Below are 13630 nucleotides of genomic sequence, written 5' to 3' on the forward strand. Positions count from 1 at the left end.
GGAGATCGTCAGAGCGGCTTCTTGATCGCCTTGGCGATGACGCCGACGATGCCCTCGCGGAAGAGCAGGACGCAGAGCACGAAGATCACGCCCTGGACGACCGTGACCCAGGCGCCGAGCGTCGCAAGATAGTTCTGCATCGCGACGATGACGAGCGCGCCGACGATCGGCCCGAACACGGTGCCTAAGCCCCCGACCAGCGTCATCAGCACGACCTCGCCGGACATCGTCCAGTAGACGTCGGTGAGCGAGGCCAGCTGGAAGACGATCGCCTTGGTCGCGCCGGCAAGCCCCGCCAGCGTGGCGGAGAGCACGAAGACGGCGAGCTTGTACTGGTTGGCGCGGTAGCCGAGCGAGATGGCGCGGGGCTCGTTGTCGCGGATCGCCTTGCAGACCTGGCCGAAGGGCGAGTGGATGATGCGGTAGATCAGTAGGAGCCCGCCCATGAAGATGGCGGCGACGAGCCAGTAGAGCGCGCGGTCGTCGGCGAGGCTGATCAGCCCGAGGAACTTGCCGCGCGGCACGGCCTGGATGCCATCCTCGCCGCCGGTGAAGCGCGGCGTCTGCAGCGAGAAGAAGAACACCATCTGCGCCAGCGCCAAGGTGATCATGGCGAAGTAAATGCCTTGCCGCCGGATCGCGAGCGCGCCGAAGACGAGGCCGAGCAGGGCGCCGACGGCGGTGCCGAACAGGATCGCGAGTTCCGGCGTCAGCCCCCAGTTCTTGGCGGTATAGGCCGAGACATAGCTCGCCATGCCGAAATAGGCGGCGTGGCCGAAGGAGAGCAGGCCGCCATAGCCGAGCAGCAGGTTGAAGGCGAGCGCGAACAGCGCGAAGCAGAGCACCTTCATCACGAAGACGGGATAGGCAACGAAGGGCGCGACCACGAGCACCGCGGCGATGGCGATGAACAGGTTGCGGTGCAGGCGCGCGGTGCTGTCGTCGGTCTCGCTGAGGGCGACGCCGGCGGCTTCCGTGGAGGCAAGGTCGGTCATGTCGTTGTCCTTGCTTGCGTCAGGCCGCGCGGCCGAACAGGCCGGCGGGCTTCACCAGCAGCACCAGCACCATGATGACGAAGATCACGGTCGCGGCGCCCTCCGGGTAGAACACCTTGGTCAGGCCCTCGATCAGGCCGAGCGAGAAGCCGGTGACGATCGCGCCCATGATCGAGCCCATGCCTCCGATGACGACGACCGCGAAGACGACGATGATGAGGTCGCCGCCCATGTTGGGATTGACCGAATAGATCGGTGCGGCGAGCACGCCGGCGAAGGCCGCGAGTGCCACGCCGAAGCCATAGGTCAGCGTCACCAGCAGCGGCACGTTGATGCCGAAGGCCTGGGTCAGGGTCGGGTTCTCGGTCGCGGCGCGCAGATAGGCGCCGAGCTTGGTCTTTTCGATCAGGAACCAGGTGCCGAGGCAGACGACCAGCGAGGCGGCGATCACCCACGCCCGGTAGTTCGGCAGGAACATGAAACCGAGATTCTGGCCGCCGGCGAGCTGCGGCGGAATGGCATAGGGCAGGCCTGACGAGCCGTATTGGTTGCGGAACAGGCCCTGGATGATCAACGCTAGGCCGAAGGTCAGCAGCAGGCCGTAGAGATGGTCGAGATGGGCGATGCGCTTCAGCAGCAATCGCTCGATCGCGACGCCGGTCGCGCCGACGATGATCGGCGCCAGCAGCAGCGCCGCCCAATAGTTCAAACCCAGATAGTTCAGGCACATCCAGGCGACGAAGGCGCCCATCATGTACTGCGCGCCATGGCTGAAATTGATGATGTTGAGCAGCCCGAAGATCACCGCCAGCCCGAGGCTGAGGATGGCGTAGAACGAGCCGTTGATCAGGCCGAGAAGGACCTGGCCGAACAGCGCCTGGGGCGGGACTCCGAGAAGCTCGAACATGCGGGACTCAGATCATCTGGAGGTCTTGCGGAACCTCGTCCGCCGTTCCGCCCCTGCCTTGCAGCAGAGCCGGAACGGCGCCGAAGGATTCGAAGCCCGGGCGCGCCGGGCTTCAGGCGCGCGTCACTTGACGAGCGAGCAGCCCGTCTCGGCCAGCGGCTGGAAGGCCTGCTCGGCCGGCAGGACCGAGATCTGCTTGTAGTAGTCCCACGGGCCCTTCGATTCCGACGGCTTCTTGACCTCGTAGAGATACATGTCGTGCATCTTGCGGCCGTTGGGACGGATCGAGCCCTTGCCGAACAGCGGATCGTCCGTCGGCATCTCCTTCATCTTGGCCATGACGGTGGCTGTATCCTTGCTCTTCGTCGCTTCGACCGCCTTCAGATAGTGCAGGAAGCCGGAATAAACGCCGGCCTGCACCATGGTCGGCTTCTTGCCGCCATTGAGCTTGGCGAAGCGCTCCGACCAGGCGCGGGTGCCATCGTCGCGATCCCAGTAGAACGACTCGGTCAGGACCAGGCCCTGCGCCGCCTGCAGGCCGAGCGCATGGACGTCGCTGATGAAGACGAGCAGGCCCGCGAGCTTCTGGCCGCCGGCGACGATGCCGAACTCGCCCGCCTGCTTGATCGCGTTGGTGGTGTCGCTGCCGGCATTGGCGAGGCCGATGACCTTGGCCTTGGAAGCCTGCGCCTGCAGCAGGAACGAGGAGAAGTCGGTGCCCGGGAACGGCGTCTTGACCGAACCCAGCACCTTGCCGCCGGCCTTGGTGATGGTGGCGGTGGCGTCGCGCTCCAGCGCGTGCCCGAAGGCGTAGTCGGCGGTCAGGAAGAACCAGCTGTCGCCGCCGGCCTTCACCATGGCGCCGCCGGTGCCCTGCGCCAGCGCGTAGGTGTCGTAGGTCCAGTGGATGGTGTTGGCGTTGCAGGCCTTGCCGGTCAAATCCGAGGAGCCGGCGCCGGAATTGATGTTGATCTTGTTCTTTTCCTTGGTGATCTGGCTGACCGCCAGCGCGACCGAGGAGGTCGGCACGTCGAGGATCAGGTCGACGCCGTCCTGGTCGTACCACTGCCGGGCGATGGTCGAGCCGACATCGGGCTTGTTCTGGTGGTCGGCCGAAACGATCTCGACCTTGATGCCCTTGTCGGCCGCCTTGAAGTCCTCGACCGCCATGCGCGCGGCGACGACCGAGCCTTCGCCGGCGAGGTCGGCATAAAGGCCGGAGCGGTCGTTCAGCACGCCGGCCTTGATCGAGATCTGCTGGGCGAGCGCGGGAACCGCCATCAGGGTCGCAAGTGCCGTGGTCACGAGAAACGTCTTCAGCTTCATGATCGTTCTCCCTCTGTCGATGCCGGGCGAGCCGGCGTTGTTCTGGTGGATCGCGCTGCTTCAGACGCCGAGATAGCGATGCAGCTTGTCGATATTGGCGTCGAGCTCGGCATTCGGGATCATGTCGATCACCTTGCCTTGCTCGACCACATAGTGCCGGTCCGCCACCGTCTGGGCGAAGCGGAAGTTCTGCTCGACCAGGATGATGGTGAAGCCTTCCTGCTTCAGCTTCGCGATGGTCCGTCCGATCTGCTCGATGATGACGGGGGCGAGACCCTCGGTCGGCTCGTCGAGCAGGAGCAGATGCGCGCCGGTGCGCAGGATGCGTCCGATCGCCAGCATCTGCTGCTCGCCGCCGGAGAGCTTGGTGCCCTGGCTCTTCAGGCGCTCCTTGATATTGGGGAAGAGCGTGAAGATCGCATCGAGCGAGAGCCCGCCGGGCCGGACCTGCGGCGGCAGCATCAGGTTCTCCTCGACCGAGAGCGAGGAATAGATGCCGCGCTCCTCCGGCACGAAGCCGATGCCGAGCCGGGCGATGGCGCGCGAGGGCAGGGCGATCGTCTCCTTGCCCTCCAGCACGACCGAGCCCTTGCGCTTGCCGATCACGCCCATGATCGATTTCAGCGTCGTGGTCTTGCCGGCGCCGTTGCGGCCGAGCAGCGTCACCACCTCGCCAGGCGCGACGTCGAAATCGATGCCGTGCAGGACATGGCTCTCGCCATACCAGGCCTCGAGCCCGCGCACCTTGAGCAGCGGGGCGGCACCGGCGGCAGCCATGGGGGTCTTCAGCGCTTCAGTGGTGGCCATGTCCGCCTCCCGAGCCGATATAGGCCTCGACCACGCGCGGATCCTTCGAGACGGTGGCGTAGTCGCCCTCCGCCAGCACCTGGCCGCGCGCCAGCACGGTGATGCGGTCCGAGAGCGAGGCGACGACCGAGAGATTGTGCTCGACCATCAGGATGGTGCGGTTGGCCGAGATCTTGCGGATCAGCGCCGCGATGCGGTCGACATCCTCGCGGCCCATGCCGGCCATCGGCTCGTCGAGCAGCAGCATCTCGGGGTCGAGCGCCAGCGTCGTCGCGATCTCCAGCGCGCGCTTGCGTCCGTAGGAGAGTTCGCCCGCCGTGAGGCCGAGGAAGGGGGTGAGGCCGACGGCCTCGACGAGGCTGCGCGCCTCGGCGTCGAGTTCCTTGAGCGACCGCTCCGAGCGCCAGAAATCGAACGAATCGCCGCGTTTGCGCCGCTGCAGGGCGATGCGGACATTGGTCAGCACCGAGAGCTGCGGGAACACCGCCGAGATCTGGAAGGAGCGGACGAGGCCGAGCCGGGCAATCTCGGCCGGCCTCTCGCGGGTGATGTCGCGACCGTTATAGATGATCGAACCGCGTGTAGGCGCGAGGAACTTCGTCAACAGGTTGAAACAGGTCGTCTTGCCGGCGCCGTTCGGGCCGATCAAAGCGTGAATAGAGCCCCGGCGCACGCGAAGGTCGACGCCGTTCACAGCTGTAAAGCCGGCAAATTCTTTGGTAAGACCTGAGGTCGAAAGAATAGTGTCCTCAGACATGCCGATTGCCAGCCTTCATCAGCTTTATCTTTCTTGTTTGTGCGGTTCCCCTTGCATGTCATGCTGCACCGCGCTCTCGGCATAAGTCAACGCTGACAGGTTTCAAAGCGGTCTTGGCGGACGCGCTCTCATCCCTTTGTCTTATGCCGCAGTATCCTGCGAATGGAGGACGCAGAGCGCTGCGCAGCCGCCCGATCTTTGCGGGCGGGCCCGCGATTTGCCGGAGGAGTTTGAACCGACGCCGGGGCTCGCGCGACGAAGGTGATGTCCCGGTTTACCACCGGGGCGTGTTGCGGTAGAAAATGGCAGCCATCTTTCGTCCTTATTGCTGCCTTGTTTTTTGATCTTGCGCTGCGCCGACCTTTGCAGGCGCGCAGCCGATTGCCGAATTGGGGAGGTTGTCTTGAACTTCGCGTCTCTGGTTCCGGGGTTCCGTGCCCGAATGGCTGTTGCCTTTGCGCTGGTGCTCTCAGCGGTGGCGCTGGCCTCGCCTTCATCCGCGGCCGTGCCCGAGCGGCGCGTCGCGCTCGTCATCGGCAACAGCGCCTATACGTCGGTGCCGCCGCTCGCCAACCCGCAGCGCGATGCCAAGGGCATCTCGGCCGCGCTGAAGCGCCTCGGCTTCGATGTCGTCGAAGGCTACGACCTCAAGATGGACGAGATGACGGGCATCGTGCGCGAGTTCGCGCAGAAGCTCGACGGCGCCAAGGCCGGCCTCGTCTACTATGCCGGTCACGGCATCGCCGTCGGCGACGAGAACTACCTGATCCCCGTCGATGCCTCGCTGCGTTCGGAAGCCGATCTCGATTTCCGGGCGGTGAATATCCAGCTCGTGCTGCGCCAGATGCAGCGCGACGAGCGCGTCAACATCGTCATCCTCGACGCCTGCCGCGACAATCCCTTCGCGGCCCAGCTCGCGGCGAAGTCGCGCGCCGTCACCCGCGGCCTGACCGCGATCGAGACGCAGTCGGCCTCCGGCATCCTGATCGCCTTCGCGACCGATCCGCGCGCAACCGCCCTGGATGGCGAGCGCGATGGCAACAGCCCCTTCACCAGCGCGCTGCTGAAGCATATCGAGACGCCGGAAGTGTCGATCACCACGGTTATGGACCGTGTGCGCGCCGATGTCTGGGAAGCGACCGGCAAGAAGCAGAAGCCCTGGACCAATTCCTCGATCATCGGCGAGTTCAAGCTGAACCCGACGCTGAAGCTCGCTTCGGTCGATCCGGGCGTGGCCGCGACCAAGACCATCGACGCCGCCGTGCCGATGCCGGCCATGCCGGCCGCCCCCTCGCTCGATCGCGCCCAGATCGACATCAAGACCTGGGAAGTCGCCGAGCGCGGCAATTCCGCCAGCGATTACCGCGCCTATCTCGACGCCTTCCCGTCGGGCCAGTTCGCCACCTTCGCCCGCAACCGCCTCGCCAGCCTCGAAGCGGCGAAGCCGGCCGCCGGCTTCCTCGCGACCCCTCCGGGTGTCAATGACGAGGCGCTGAAGAAGGAGATCGGCACAGCGCAGACCGAGACCGCGATGAAGCTCGAGGCCAAGGATCGGCGCGAGGTGCAGACCCGCCTGCGTGTCAGCGGCTTCCAGCCGGGCAAGGCTGCCGCGACCTTCGGTCCGAGCCATCGCAAGGCGATCCAGGCCTGGCAGAAGTCGCGCAGCATCCCGGAAACCGGCTTCCTGACCGCGATGCAGGTCAGCGCTCTCCGGGCCCAGAGCGAGACGGCCTACCAGGCGGCGATCGCCGAGGAGAAGGCTGCGGCCGAGAAGAAGCGCAGCACCAAGGCGGCTGGCGACGGTCAGCCGAACGGCAAGGGCACGCGCAGCGTCAACAGCTATGAGGGCGACGAGATGTACAAGCGCGACCTCGCCCGCGAACGTGGCGAAACCTACCAGGGCACGACCACCACCGCGCGCCGCGGCACGACCAGCACCGGTTACCAGGGCCGTGTCCGGACGCGTGAAGGCGATGCCAATGACAGCACTGGCGCCGCCATCTTCGGCGGCATCGTCGGCGGCGCGCTCGGTGGCGTGCTCGGTGGCGGCTTCCGGCGCTGAGGCACCGTCCTCCGTTCCCATGATCGGCAAGGCCGGCCCCTCGGGCCGGCCTTTTCGTTTCGGCCCAGGGCAGAATGGCCTAACGCGCAGCACAAAGCCTTGAAAGCGCCGCCGGGCTCGTGGCGGCGCTTGCCCTTCTGGCGATGCTGACTTCGATCGGCCTGCGTCGGGATCTCGCCGGCCTGTCGGTAGCGAAAAACTGATGCTCAGCTGCGCTCCCAGCCGGCCCTGACCAGTTCGGGCTCGTCACATTCCTCCTCGGGCCAGCCGATGCAGAGATAGGCGATGAGCTTCCAGTCTAACGGGGTTTTGAGGGCCTTGGCGATCTCGTCGGGATCAAGGATCGAGACCCAGCCGACGCCGAGCCCGTGGATGCGCGCCGAGAGCCAGAATTGCGTGATCGCCGCGACCACCGAATAATCCAGCATTTCCGGCATGGTCCGCCGGCCGAGGCCGTGACCGCGCGCGGTGCCATGGTCGCAGAACACGGCGAATTGCATCGGCGCCTCCCGCAATCCTTCCAGCTTCAGCCGGGCATAGAGCGCCGCCCGCTCACCCTCATAGGATGAAAGCGCATCCGCATTGCAGTGGCCGAAGCTCTCCTGCACGGCCGCGCGCTGCGCCGGATCCGCGACAGGGATCCAGCGCCCGGGCTGCGAATGTCCAACGGAAGGAGAGAGTTTTGTCTGTGCAAGCAGCGCCTCGATCAATTCAGCCGGAAGCGGATCGCGTTTGAACCGCCGGACATCGCGCCGCCAGCGCAGCAACTCCTCGAACTGCCGGGCGAAAGCCGCATCGAAGACCGGCGGCTGGCTCACGCCGAACCCGCTGTCGCAATGGCGTGGAAGAACGAGCCCGTTACCAACCCGCCGCGGCTGCCGGCGGGAGCGGGGGCCGAGCCATGCGGATCGGTCACCACCGCGAAGGGCGGATCCTCTCCTTGCGCGACAATGCTGGCATAGTGGAATTCATGCCCGGTCAGCGCCGTACCCGCGGGTCCGAGCGGGCCATCCGCCTCCAGAATGGCCCGGCGATAGCCGAGGTTCATCTTCCGCTTCGCGAAGGACGTTTCGACCGAGAGCAGTCCGGCCATCTCGTGCGCAACACCATCGGCATCCGTCATGCGGCGCCCCAGCACCATGTAGCCGCCGCACTCGCCATGCACCGGCCGGGTTGCGGCGAAGGCGCGTAGACCTTTGAGGAAGCGGCTCGCTGCCGCGATCGTGCCGGCATGCAGCTCCGGATAGCCGCCCGGCAGCCAACAGGCGTCGCAAGCCTCCGGCGGCGCCTCATCCTTGAGCGGCGAGAACGGCACGAGTTCCGCGCCGGCCGCGCGCCAGCCCGCCTCGACATGCGGATAGACGAAGGAAAAGGCGGCATCGCGGGCAATGGCGATCCGCCGGCCCGGCGCGGGCAGGGGCGGAGTGCTGTCGCCGGCCGCGTCCGGAAGCGACGTGGTGCCGGCAGCAGCGATCACGGCATCGAGATCGACGGCCTTCGAGACGGCTTCTGCCAGCGCATCGAGCCTTGCATGCAGATCGGCGGTCTCGCCGGCCTGGACCAGCCCGAGATGGCGCTCGGGCAGGATCAGGCTCGCCTCGCGCGGGAGCGTGCCCAGAACGGGCAGCCCGATATGTTCCATGCCCTGCCGCACGAGGCGTTCATGCCGGGCGCTCGCGACCTTGTTCAGGATCACGCCGGCGACGCGGATACGTGGATCGTAGAGTTTGCAGCCGAGCGCGACCGCTGCCACGGATTGCGCCGCCCCGGAAACGTCGATGACGAGCACGACCGGCCAGCCGGTCAGCGCGGCGATATCGGCGCTGGCGCCGGTATGGCCTTCCGGTCCGGGCACGGCATCGAACAAGCCCATCGAGCCCTCGGCGATGATGATATCGGCGGCATCGGCCGCCTCGCCCGCGATCCGACCGAGCAGCCCGTCCGTCATGGCATAGCTGTCGAGATTGGCACTGGGCGCGCCCGTTGCGGCGGCATGGAAGGCCGGGTCGATATAGTCCGGCCCACATTTCAGTCCGCGCACGGTCAGGCCGCGTCGTGTCAGCGCGCGCTGCAACCCGAGCGTGATCGTCGTCTTGCCGGAGCCGGAGCGCGGCGCGGCGATGAGCAGTCCGCGCGCGCTCATTGTCCGCCCCGCGGCCGGAAACGGCGGTCGTAATCGATCGAATAAAGCGCGCTCTCGCCGAAATCGTCGGCGGCCAGCGCGGGCCCGACGAGGATCAGCGCGGTACGCTCAAGCGCGCTGGCACGAACCTTTTCGGCGATGTCGGCGAGCCTGCCTTGCAGCACGGTCTCGTCCGGCCATGTCGCGCGGAACACCACCGCGACCGGGCAATCGGCGCCGTAGAACGGCGTCAGCTCCGCCACGACCTGCTCGACGACATGGATCGAGAGATGGATCGCCAGCGTCGCGCCCGCTGCGGCGAAGGTCGCGAGCTTTTCCTTCTCGGGCATGGCCGAGGCGCGGCCCGAGGTGCGCGTCAGCACCAACGATTGCGCCATGCCCGGCAAGGTGAGCTCGCGCTTCAGCACGGCGGCAGCGGCAGCGAAGGCCGGCACGCCGGGCGTCACCGTATAGGGGATGCTTGATCGGTCCAGCCGGCGCATCTGCTCGCCACAAGCGCTCCAGATCGAGAGATCGCCGGAATGCAGCCGCGCGACGTCCTGCCCGGCGCGATGCCCGGCCTCCATCTCGGCGATGATCGCATCGAGATCAAGCGGGGCGGTATCGACGATGCGTGCGCCCGGCGGGCACCAGTCGAGCATCGCCTTGGGGATCAGCGAACCCGCGTAGAGACAGACGGGCGAGGCGGCGATGAGGTTGCGCCCGCGCAAGGTGATGAGATCGGGCGCGCCGGGCCCGGCGCCGATGAAATGGATGGTCATGCGAGGCTTCTGGCGAGCGCGCAGGTCACGCGCGCGGTTGCGATGCGCGGCTGCACCAGTTCGCCGCCGGGGCCGGCCGCAGCGAGCGCCGCAGCCTCCGCTACCGAGCCGACGCCGTAGAGCGAGGCGATCCGGGTCGAGCGCGTCGCACAGGCGGCTTCGAAGCCTCTCAGGGCCTCGTCGGGGATGGCGACGAGTTCTGCGGCGCGTTCGGTCGCGGCAGCAACCATGCCGGCCTCGGCCATGCGGCTCGCCAGCGTGGCGAAACGCGGCGTCGGCGCACCCGCAAGCCCGGCGCTCGCCAGGGCCTGGTCGAGGCAGGCCAGGATATCGGCGGCCTCCGTGCCGGGCCTGATGCCGATGCCGGCGACGAGGCGGCCCGCGCTCAAGGCTTCTCGACCCGCCACTGGGTCACCGGCATCGCCGGGCGCCAGCCATGCTTGCCGCCGACGGGCGCAAGCCGGTCGATCGAGATGCGGCGTAAGGAACCGCCATGCTCGGCATGGAGCGCGGCGAGTTTCGCCTCGCCCTCGATCGTCACGACATTGGCCACGAGCCGCCCGCCCGGCTTCAGCGCCGCCCAGGCCGCGTCGAACAGACCTTCTTCGGTCAGGCCGCCGCCGATGAACACCGCATCCGGCGCCTCGCGCCCAACGAAGCCGGCCGGTGCCTCCCCGGTGACCTCGACGGAGAGACCGCCGAGCTCGAGCTTGTTGCGCTTGATGCGCTCGACTCGCTCCGCCTTGGCCTCGAAGGCGACGGCGCGGTTGCGCAGATGGCGCTGGCACCATTCGACGGCGACCGAGCCCGAGCCCGCACCGACATCCCAGAGCAATTCGCCGCCACGTGGGGCGAGTGCCGAGATCGTGATCGCCCGGATTTCGGACTTGGTGATCTGCCCGTCATGAGCGAACCATTCTTCGTCCAGCCCCGGCGCCAGCGGCAGGATGCGCGAGTCACGGGTCGCCGCGACCTCGACCGCGATCAGGTTGAGCGGGACGATGTCGTTCAGGTCGAAGGCATCTGCGCGGCATTCGCGGATACGCTCCTGCGGCCCGCCGAGCGATTCCATCACCACGATGCGGCTCGCGCCCATGCCGCGCGCAGTCATCAGCTCGGCGACGGCCCGCGGCGTCGTCTCGTCCCAGGAGAGGGCCAGGATATGGGCTTCCGGCTGGAGATGCGGCACGATCCGGTAGAGCGTGCGGCCATGCAGCGAGACCAGCGCGCATTCCTCCTGCGGCCAGCGCATTCGCGTGCAGGCCATCGAGAACGAGGAGAGCTGCGGGATGATCCGCATCTCCTCTGCGGGGATCGCCCGGCTGATGCTGTTGCCGATGCCGTAGTGGAACGGGTCGCTGGTCGCGAGCACGCAGACCTTACGGCCGCGCTCTTTGAGGATTTGCGGCAGCGCGTTGCGGAAGGGCTGCGGCCAGGGCCTGAGTTCGCCCGGCACGGAGCCGACGAGCGCGATATGTCGCTCCCCGCCGAAGACGATTTCGGCCTCGTTCAACGCTGCCAGTGCCTCGCGGCAGAGCCCCGAGGCCCCGTCCTCGCCGAGGCCGATCAGCGAGAGCCAGGGGGTCGGCGCCTCATGGCTCGACAGAACATCCGATTCACGCAAAACTGGCGACATGACCGTCCTCATTCTCGGCGGAACGACCGAAGCTGCTGCGCTTGACCAGCATCTGGCTGATCAGGCTCCCGATATCCGCGCCATTATCTCGCTGGCGGGCCACACCGTCGACCCCCGCCCGACCAACCTGCCGGTCCGCACCGGCGGCTTCGGCGGCGTCGAAGGCCTGAGGCGCTATCTGGTCGAGGAAGGCATCGTCGCCGTCGTCGATGCGACGCATCCGTTCGCGGCGATCATGCCCTTCCATGCCGAGCATGCCTGCAAGGCCGAGGGCGTGCCGCTGCTGGCGATCCGCCGCGAATCCTGGAAGCCACGCGCCGGCGACCGCTGGAAATCCGTGCCGGATGTCGAGGCCGCCGCACAGGCGCTGGGCAATGAGCCGCGGCGCGTCTTCCTCACGGTCGGTCGCCTGGAACTGCCGGCCTTCGCCGAAGCCCCCCAGCACCGCTATCTTGTGCGCGCGATCGAGCCGATTGGCGATCGCCTGCCCGTGCCGCATGTCGACGTGATCCAGCAGCGCGGTCCCTTCGACGTCGACGACGAGGAGGATCTGATGCGCCGTGAGGGCGTCGAGGTTCTCGTCAGCAAGAATTCGGGCGGTCCTGCGACGGTCGGCAAGCTCGTGGCGGCGCGCCGGCTCTCCCTGCCGGTCGTGATGGTGGAGCGCCCGCCCAAGCCCGATGTCGAGACCGTCGATCATATCGATCAGGTCCTGCCCTGGCTGGTGGCGCAAGGGCTCTTTGCCACCGAACGCGGCGTGTAGACGTAAGGCGCGGCGCCCTCGCGGGCGATCAGCCGCGTGCTCGAAGCTCCGATCATCACTAGCGTCGCCATGTCGGCCGTAGTCGCTACGGCGACAGCTTCTGCCAGCGTCAGGATGCGCAGGCTTTCGTCCGACCGCCCGACGGCGCGGGCGAACAGCACTGGCGTCGTCGCGTCACGATGCTTGGCTGCCAATTCCAATGCCTTGCCGAGTTGCCAGGGCCGCGCCTTCGAGATCGGATTGTAGAGGCAGATCACCAGATCGGCAGCGAGCACCGCTTCGAGCCGCGCCGTCACGACCTCCCAGGGCTTCAGATTATCGGAGAGCGAGATCGCGCAGAAATCCCCGCCGAGCGGCGCGCCGGCCCGCGCTGCTGCCGCCAGCATCGCGGTGATGCCGGGTTCGACCGTGATCGGAAGCGCGCGCCATTCCGCCGGCCCGGCGTCCAGCGCCTCGAACACCGCCGCAGCCATCGCGAAGACGCCGGGATCACCGCCCGAGACCACCGCGACTGTCCGGCCTTCCGCCGCCAGTTGCAGCGCATGTGAAGCGCGCTCGACCTCGACGCGATTGTCGGAAGCATGCTTGGTCAATCCGGCACGCTCCGGCACCCGGTCGACATAGGGGCCATAGCCGACGATGTCGGTTGCGGCATCGAGCGCGGCCTGCGCCGCTGGCGTGATCCACTCCGCCGCGCCCGGGCCGAGCCCGACGATCGTGAGCGAGCCCGTCACAGGCGCCGTCCTTCGCCGGGCACCAGTACCATCGCGAAATAGGGCGCTTCGTCATCGGCCTTGTCGGCGAGTCGCGCCACGACCTGCCGCGCCATGGTCGCGCGCTCGACATAGATCGCCCGCCCTTCCAACCCGGCCGCCACGAGCGCGCGGCGCACCTTCGGCAGGTTGCGGCCGAGCTTCATGATCACGGCGGCATCGGTATCGGCGAGGCGCCGCGCAAGCTCGGCTTCCGGCAGCGTGCCGGGCAGCACGGTCATGACGTCGTCGCCCCAGGTGATCGGCGCGCCGGCCTCGCCCCAGGCGCCGGTCATGCCGGTGACGCCTGGCACGACCTCGGTCGGGAAGCGATGGCTGAGCCGCCGCCACAGATGCATGAAGGAGCCGTAGAAGAACGGATCACCGTCGCAGAGCACCGCGAGCGTCCGCCCGGCCTGCATTTCGGTGGCGAGGCGCTCGGCCGCCTCCTCATAGAAGGCTGCGATTGGCCGGTCATAATCGGGCTCGCCGACGCTGGCCTCTACCGTCACTGGGAAGGCGAGCTCGATCTCGCGGGCCGGGTCGGGCGCGATGATCGCGTCCGCCGTGCCGCGGGCATTGCCGCGTCGGCCGCGCTTGCAGAAATGCACGAGACGGTCGGCGGTGGCGATGATCTCGCGGGCCCTCACCGTCATCAGGTCCGGTGCGCCGGGGCCGAGCCCGACACCATAGAGCAGGGTCTTCTGCGTCCCGCTCATCG

14 protein-coding genes are annotated in these 13630 nt (G+C 67.5%); 2 read left to right on the top strand and 12 right to left on the bottom strand.

Annotated features, from left to right (window positions below; all coding sequences use genetic code 11):
• Nucleotides 1-8 precede the first annotated feature (8 nt).
• The 5 genes from Q0Q36_RS15040 to Q0Q36_RS15060 all read right to left on the bottom strand — a co-directional run bounded on the left by Q0Q36_RS15040 (nucleotide 9) and on the right by Q0Q36_RS15060 (nucleotide 4792).
• Complete coding sequence (locus tag Q0Q36_RS15040) at nucleotides 9-995, bottom strand: branched-chain amino acid ABC transporter permease (protein WP_293799012.1); 987 nt, start codon at nucleotides 993-995, stop codon at nucleotides 9-11.
• 19 nt (nucleotides 996-1014) lie between these two features.
• Nucleotides 1015-1902, bottom strand: coding sequence for a branched-chain amino acid ABC transporter permease (locus Q0Q36_RS15045; RefSeq protein WP_293799013.1), 888 nt, complete (start codon nucleotides 1900-1902; stop codon nucleotides 1015-1017).
• 123 nt (nucleotides 1903-2025) lie between these two features.
• A complete protein-coding gene (locus Q0Q36_RS15050; protein WP_293799014.1) occupies nucleotides 2026-3228 on the bottom strand; it encodes an ABC transporter substrate-binding protein in 1203 nt (400 codons plus the stop codon).
• Between the two features lie 60 nt (nucleotides 3229-3288).
• Nucleotides 3289-4035, bottom strand: coding sequence for an ABC transporter ATP-binding protein (locus Q0Q36_RS15055; protein ID WP_293799015.1), 747 nt, complete (start codon nucleotides 4033-4035; stop codon nucleotides 3289-3291).
• Complete coding sequence (locus Q0Q36_RS15060) at nucleotides 4022-4792, bottom strand: ABC transporter ATP-binding protein (protein ID WP_293799016.1); 771 nt, start codon at nucleotides 4790-4792, stop codon at nucleotides 4022-4024. The genes Q0Q36_RS15055 and Q0Q36_RS15060 overlap by 14 nt, the downstream gene beginning before the upstream one ends.
• 442 nt (nucleotides 4793-5234) lie before the next feature.
• On the opposite strand from Q0Q36_RS15060, the gene Q0Q36_RS15065 reads away from it, so the two are divergent.
• Nucleotides 5235-6854, top strand: coding sequence for a caspase family protein (locus Q0Q36_RS15065; protein ID WP_293799017.1), 1620 nt, complete (start codon nucleotides 5235-5237; stop codon nucleotides 6852-6854).
• 206 nt (nucleotides 6855-7060) lie between these two features.
• Here Q0Q36_RS15065 and bluB read toward each other — a convergent pair whose 3' ends face one another.
• From bluB to cbiE, 5 genes are read right to left on the bottom strand one after another with little or no spacing between them, the layout of a single operon-like run.
• Nucleotides 7061-7672, bottom strand: coding sequence for a 5,6-dimethylbenzimidazole synthase (gene bluB, locus Q0Q36_RS15070; protein WP_293799018.1), 612 nt, complete (start codon nucleotides 7670-7672; stop codon nucleotides 7061-7063).
• Entirely contained in the window at nucleotides 7669-8997 is a 1329-nt protein-coding gene (locus tag Q0Q36_RS15075) for a cobyrinate a,c-diamide synthase (RefSeq protein ID WP_293799020.1), read from the bottom strand. The genes bluB and Q0Q36_RS15075 overlap by 4 nt, the downstream gene beginning before the upstream one ends.
• The gene (gene cobM / locus Q0Q36_RS15080) at nucleotides 8994-9758 is read right to left on the bottom strand and encodes a precorrin-4 C(11)-methyltransferase (RefSeq protein WP_293799022.1); all 765 of its coding nucleotides are present in this window, start codon (nucleotides 9756-9758) and stop codon (nucleotides 8994-8996) included. Before cobM ends, Q0Q36_RS15075 begins: the two co-directional genes overlap by 4 nt.
• Nucleotides 9755-10147: a cobalamin biosynthesis protein gene (locus tag Q0Q36_RS15085; RefSeq protein WP_293799024.1), complete on the bottom strand. Its 393-nt coding sequence runs from the start codon at nucleotides 10145-10147 to the stop codon at nucleotides 9755-9757. Before Q0Q36_RS15085 ends, cobM begins: the two co-directional genes overlap by 4 nt.
• Entirely contained in the window at nucleotides 10144-11394 is a 1251-nt protein-coding gene (gene cbiE / locus Q0Q36_RS15090) for a precorrin-6y C5,15-methyltransferase (decarboxylating) subunit CbiE (RefSeq protein WP_293799026.1), read from the bottom strand. Before cbiE ends, Q0Q36_RS15085 begins: the two co-directional genes overlap by 4 nt.
• Between cbiE and Q0Q36_RS15095 the strand changes: the two genes are divergently transcribed.
• Nucleotides 11393-12157 carry a cobalt-precorrin-6A reductase gene (locus Q0Q36_RS15095; protein ID WP_293799028.1) on the top strand — a complete coding sequence of 255 codons (765 nt, stop codon included), beginning with the start codon at nucleotides 11393-11395 and terminating at the stop codon, nucleotides 12155-12157. The genes cbiE and Q0Q36_RS15095 overlap by 2 nt on opposite strands.
• On the opposite strand, the gene cobJ is transcribed toward Q0Q36_RS15095, so the two are convergent.
• Complete coding sequence (cobJ, locus tag Q0Q36_RS15100) at nucleotides 12100-12891, bottom strand: precorrin-3B C(17)-methyltransferase (RefSeq protein WP_293799029.1); 792 nt, start codon at nucleotides 12889-12891, stop codon at nucleotides 12100-12102. The two genes, Q0Q36_RS15095 and cobJ, sit on opposite strands and share 58 nt — an antisense overlap.
• Nucleotides 12888-13628, bottom strand: coding sequence for a precorrin-2 C(20)-methyltransferase (locus Q0Q36_RS15105; RefSeq protein WP_293799030.1), 741 nt, complete (start codon nucleotides 13626-13628; stop codon nucleotides 12888-12890). Before Q0Q36_RS15105 ends, cobJ begins: the two co-directional genes overlap by 4 nt.
• Between the last annotated feature and the right edge of the window lie 2 nt (nucleotides 13629-13630).

Source organism: uncultured Allobosea sp., assembly GCF_945957345.1.
Taxonomy (GTDB): Bacteria; Pseudomonadota; Alphaproteobacteria; order Rhizobiales; family Beijerinckiaceae; genus Allobosea.

Excerpts from the sequence above, each read along its gene's own strand:
- Q0Q36_RS15075 (WP_293799020.1), bottom strand. The coding sequence starts at position 8,997 with ATGAGCGCGCGCGGACTGCTCATCGCCGCGCCGCGCTCCGGCTCCGGC.
- cobM (WP_293799022.1), bottom strand. The coding sequence starts at position 9,758 with ATGACCATCCATTTCATCGGCGCCGGGCCCGGCGCGCCCGATCTCATC.
- Q0Q36_RS15060 (WP_293799016.1), bottom strand. The coding sequence starts at position 4,792 with ATGTCTGAGGACACTATTCTTTCGACCTCAGGTCTTACCAAAGAATTT.
- Q0Q36_RS15105 (WP_293799030.1), bottom strand. The coding sequence starts at position 13,628 with ATGAGCGGGACGCAGAAGACCCTGCTCTATGGTGTCGGGCTCGGCCCC.
- Q0Q36_RS15055 (WP_293799015.1), bottom strand. The coding sequence starts at position 4,035 with ATGGCCACCACTGAAGCGCTGAAGACCCCCATGGCTGCCGCCGGTGCC.
- cbiE (WP_293799026.1), bottom strand. The coding sequence starts at position 11,394 with ATGTCGCCAGTTTTGCGTGAATCGGATGTTCTGTCGAGCCATGAGGCG.
- Q0Q36_RS15040 (WP_293799012.1), bottom strand. The coding sequence starts at position 995 with ATGACCGACCTTGCCTCCACGGAAGCCGCCGGCGTCGCCCTCAGCGAG.
- Q0Q36_RS15050 (WP_293799014.1), bottom strand. The coding sequence starts at position 3,228 with ATGAAGCTGAAGACGTTTCTCGTGACCACGGCACTTGCGACCCTGATG.
- Q0Q36_RS15045 (WP_293799013.1), bottom strand. The coding sequence starts at position 1,902 with ATGTTCGAGCTTCTCGGAGTCCCGCCCCAGGCGCTGTTCGGCCAGGTC.
- Q0Q36_RS15095 (WP_293799028.1), top strand. The coding sequence starts at position 11,393 with ATGACCGTCCTCATTCTCGGCGGAACGACCGAAGCTGCTGCGCTTGAC.
- Q0Q36_RS15065 (WP_293799017.1), top strand. The coding sequence starts at position 5,235 with ATGGCTGTTGCCTTTGCGCTGGTGCTCTCAGCGGTGGCGCTGGCCTCG.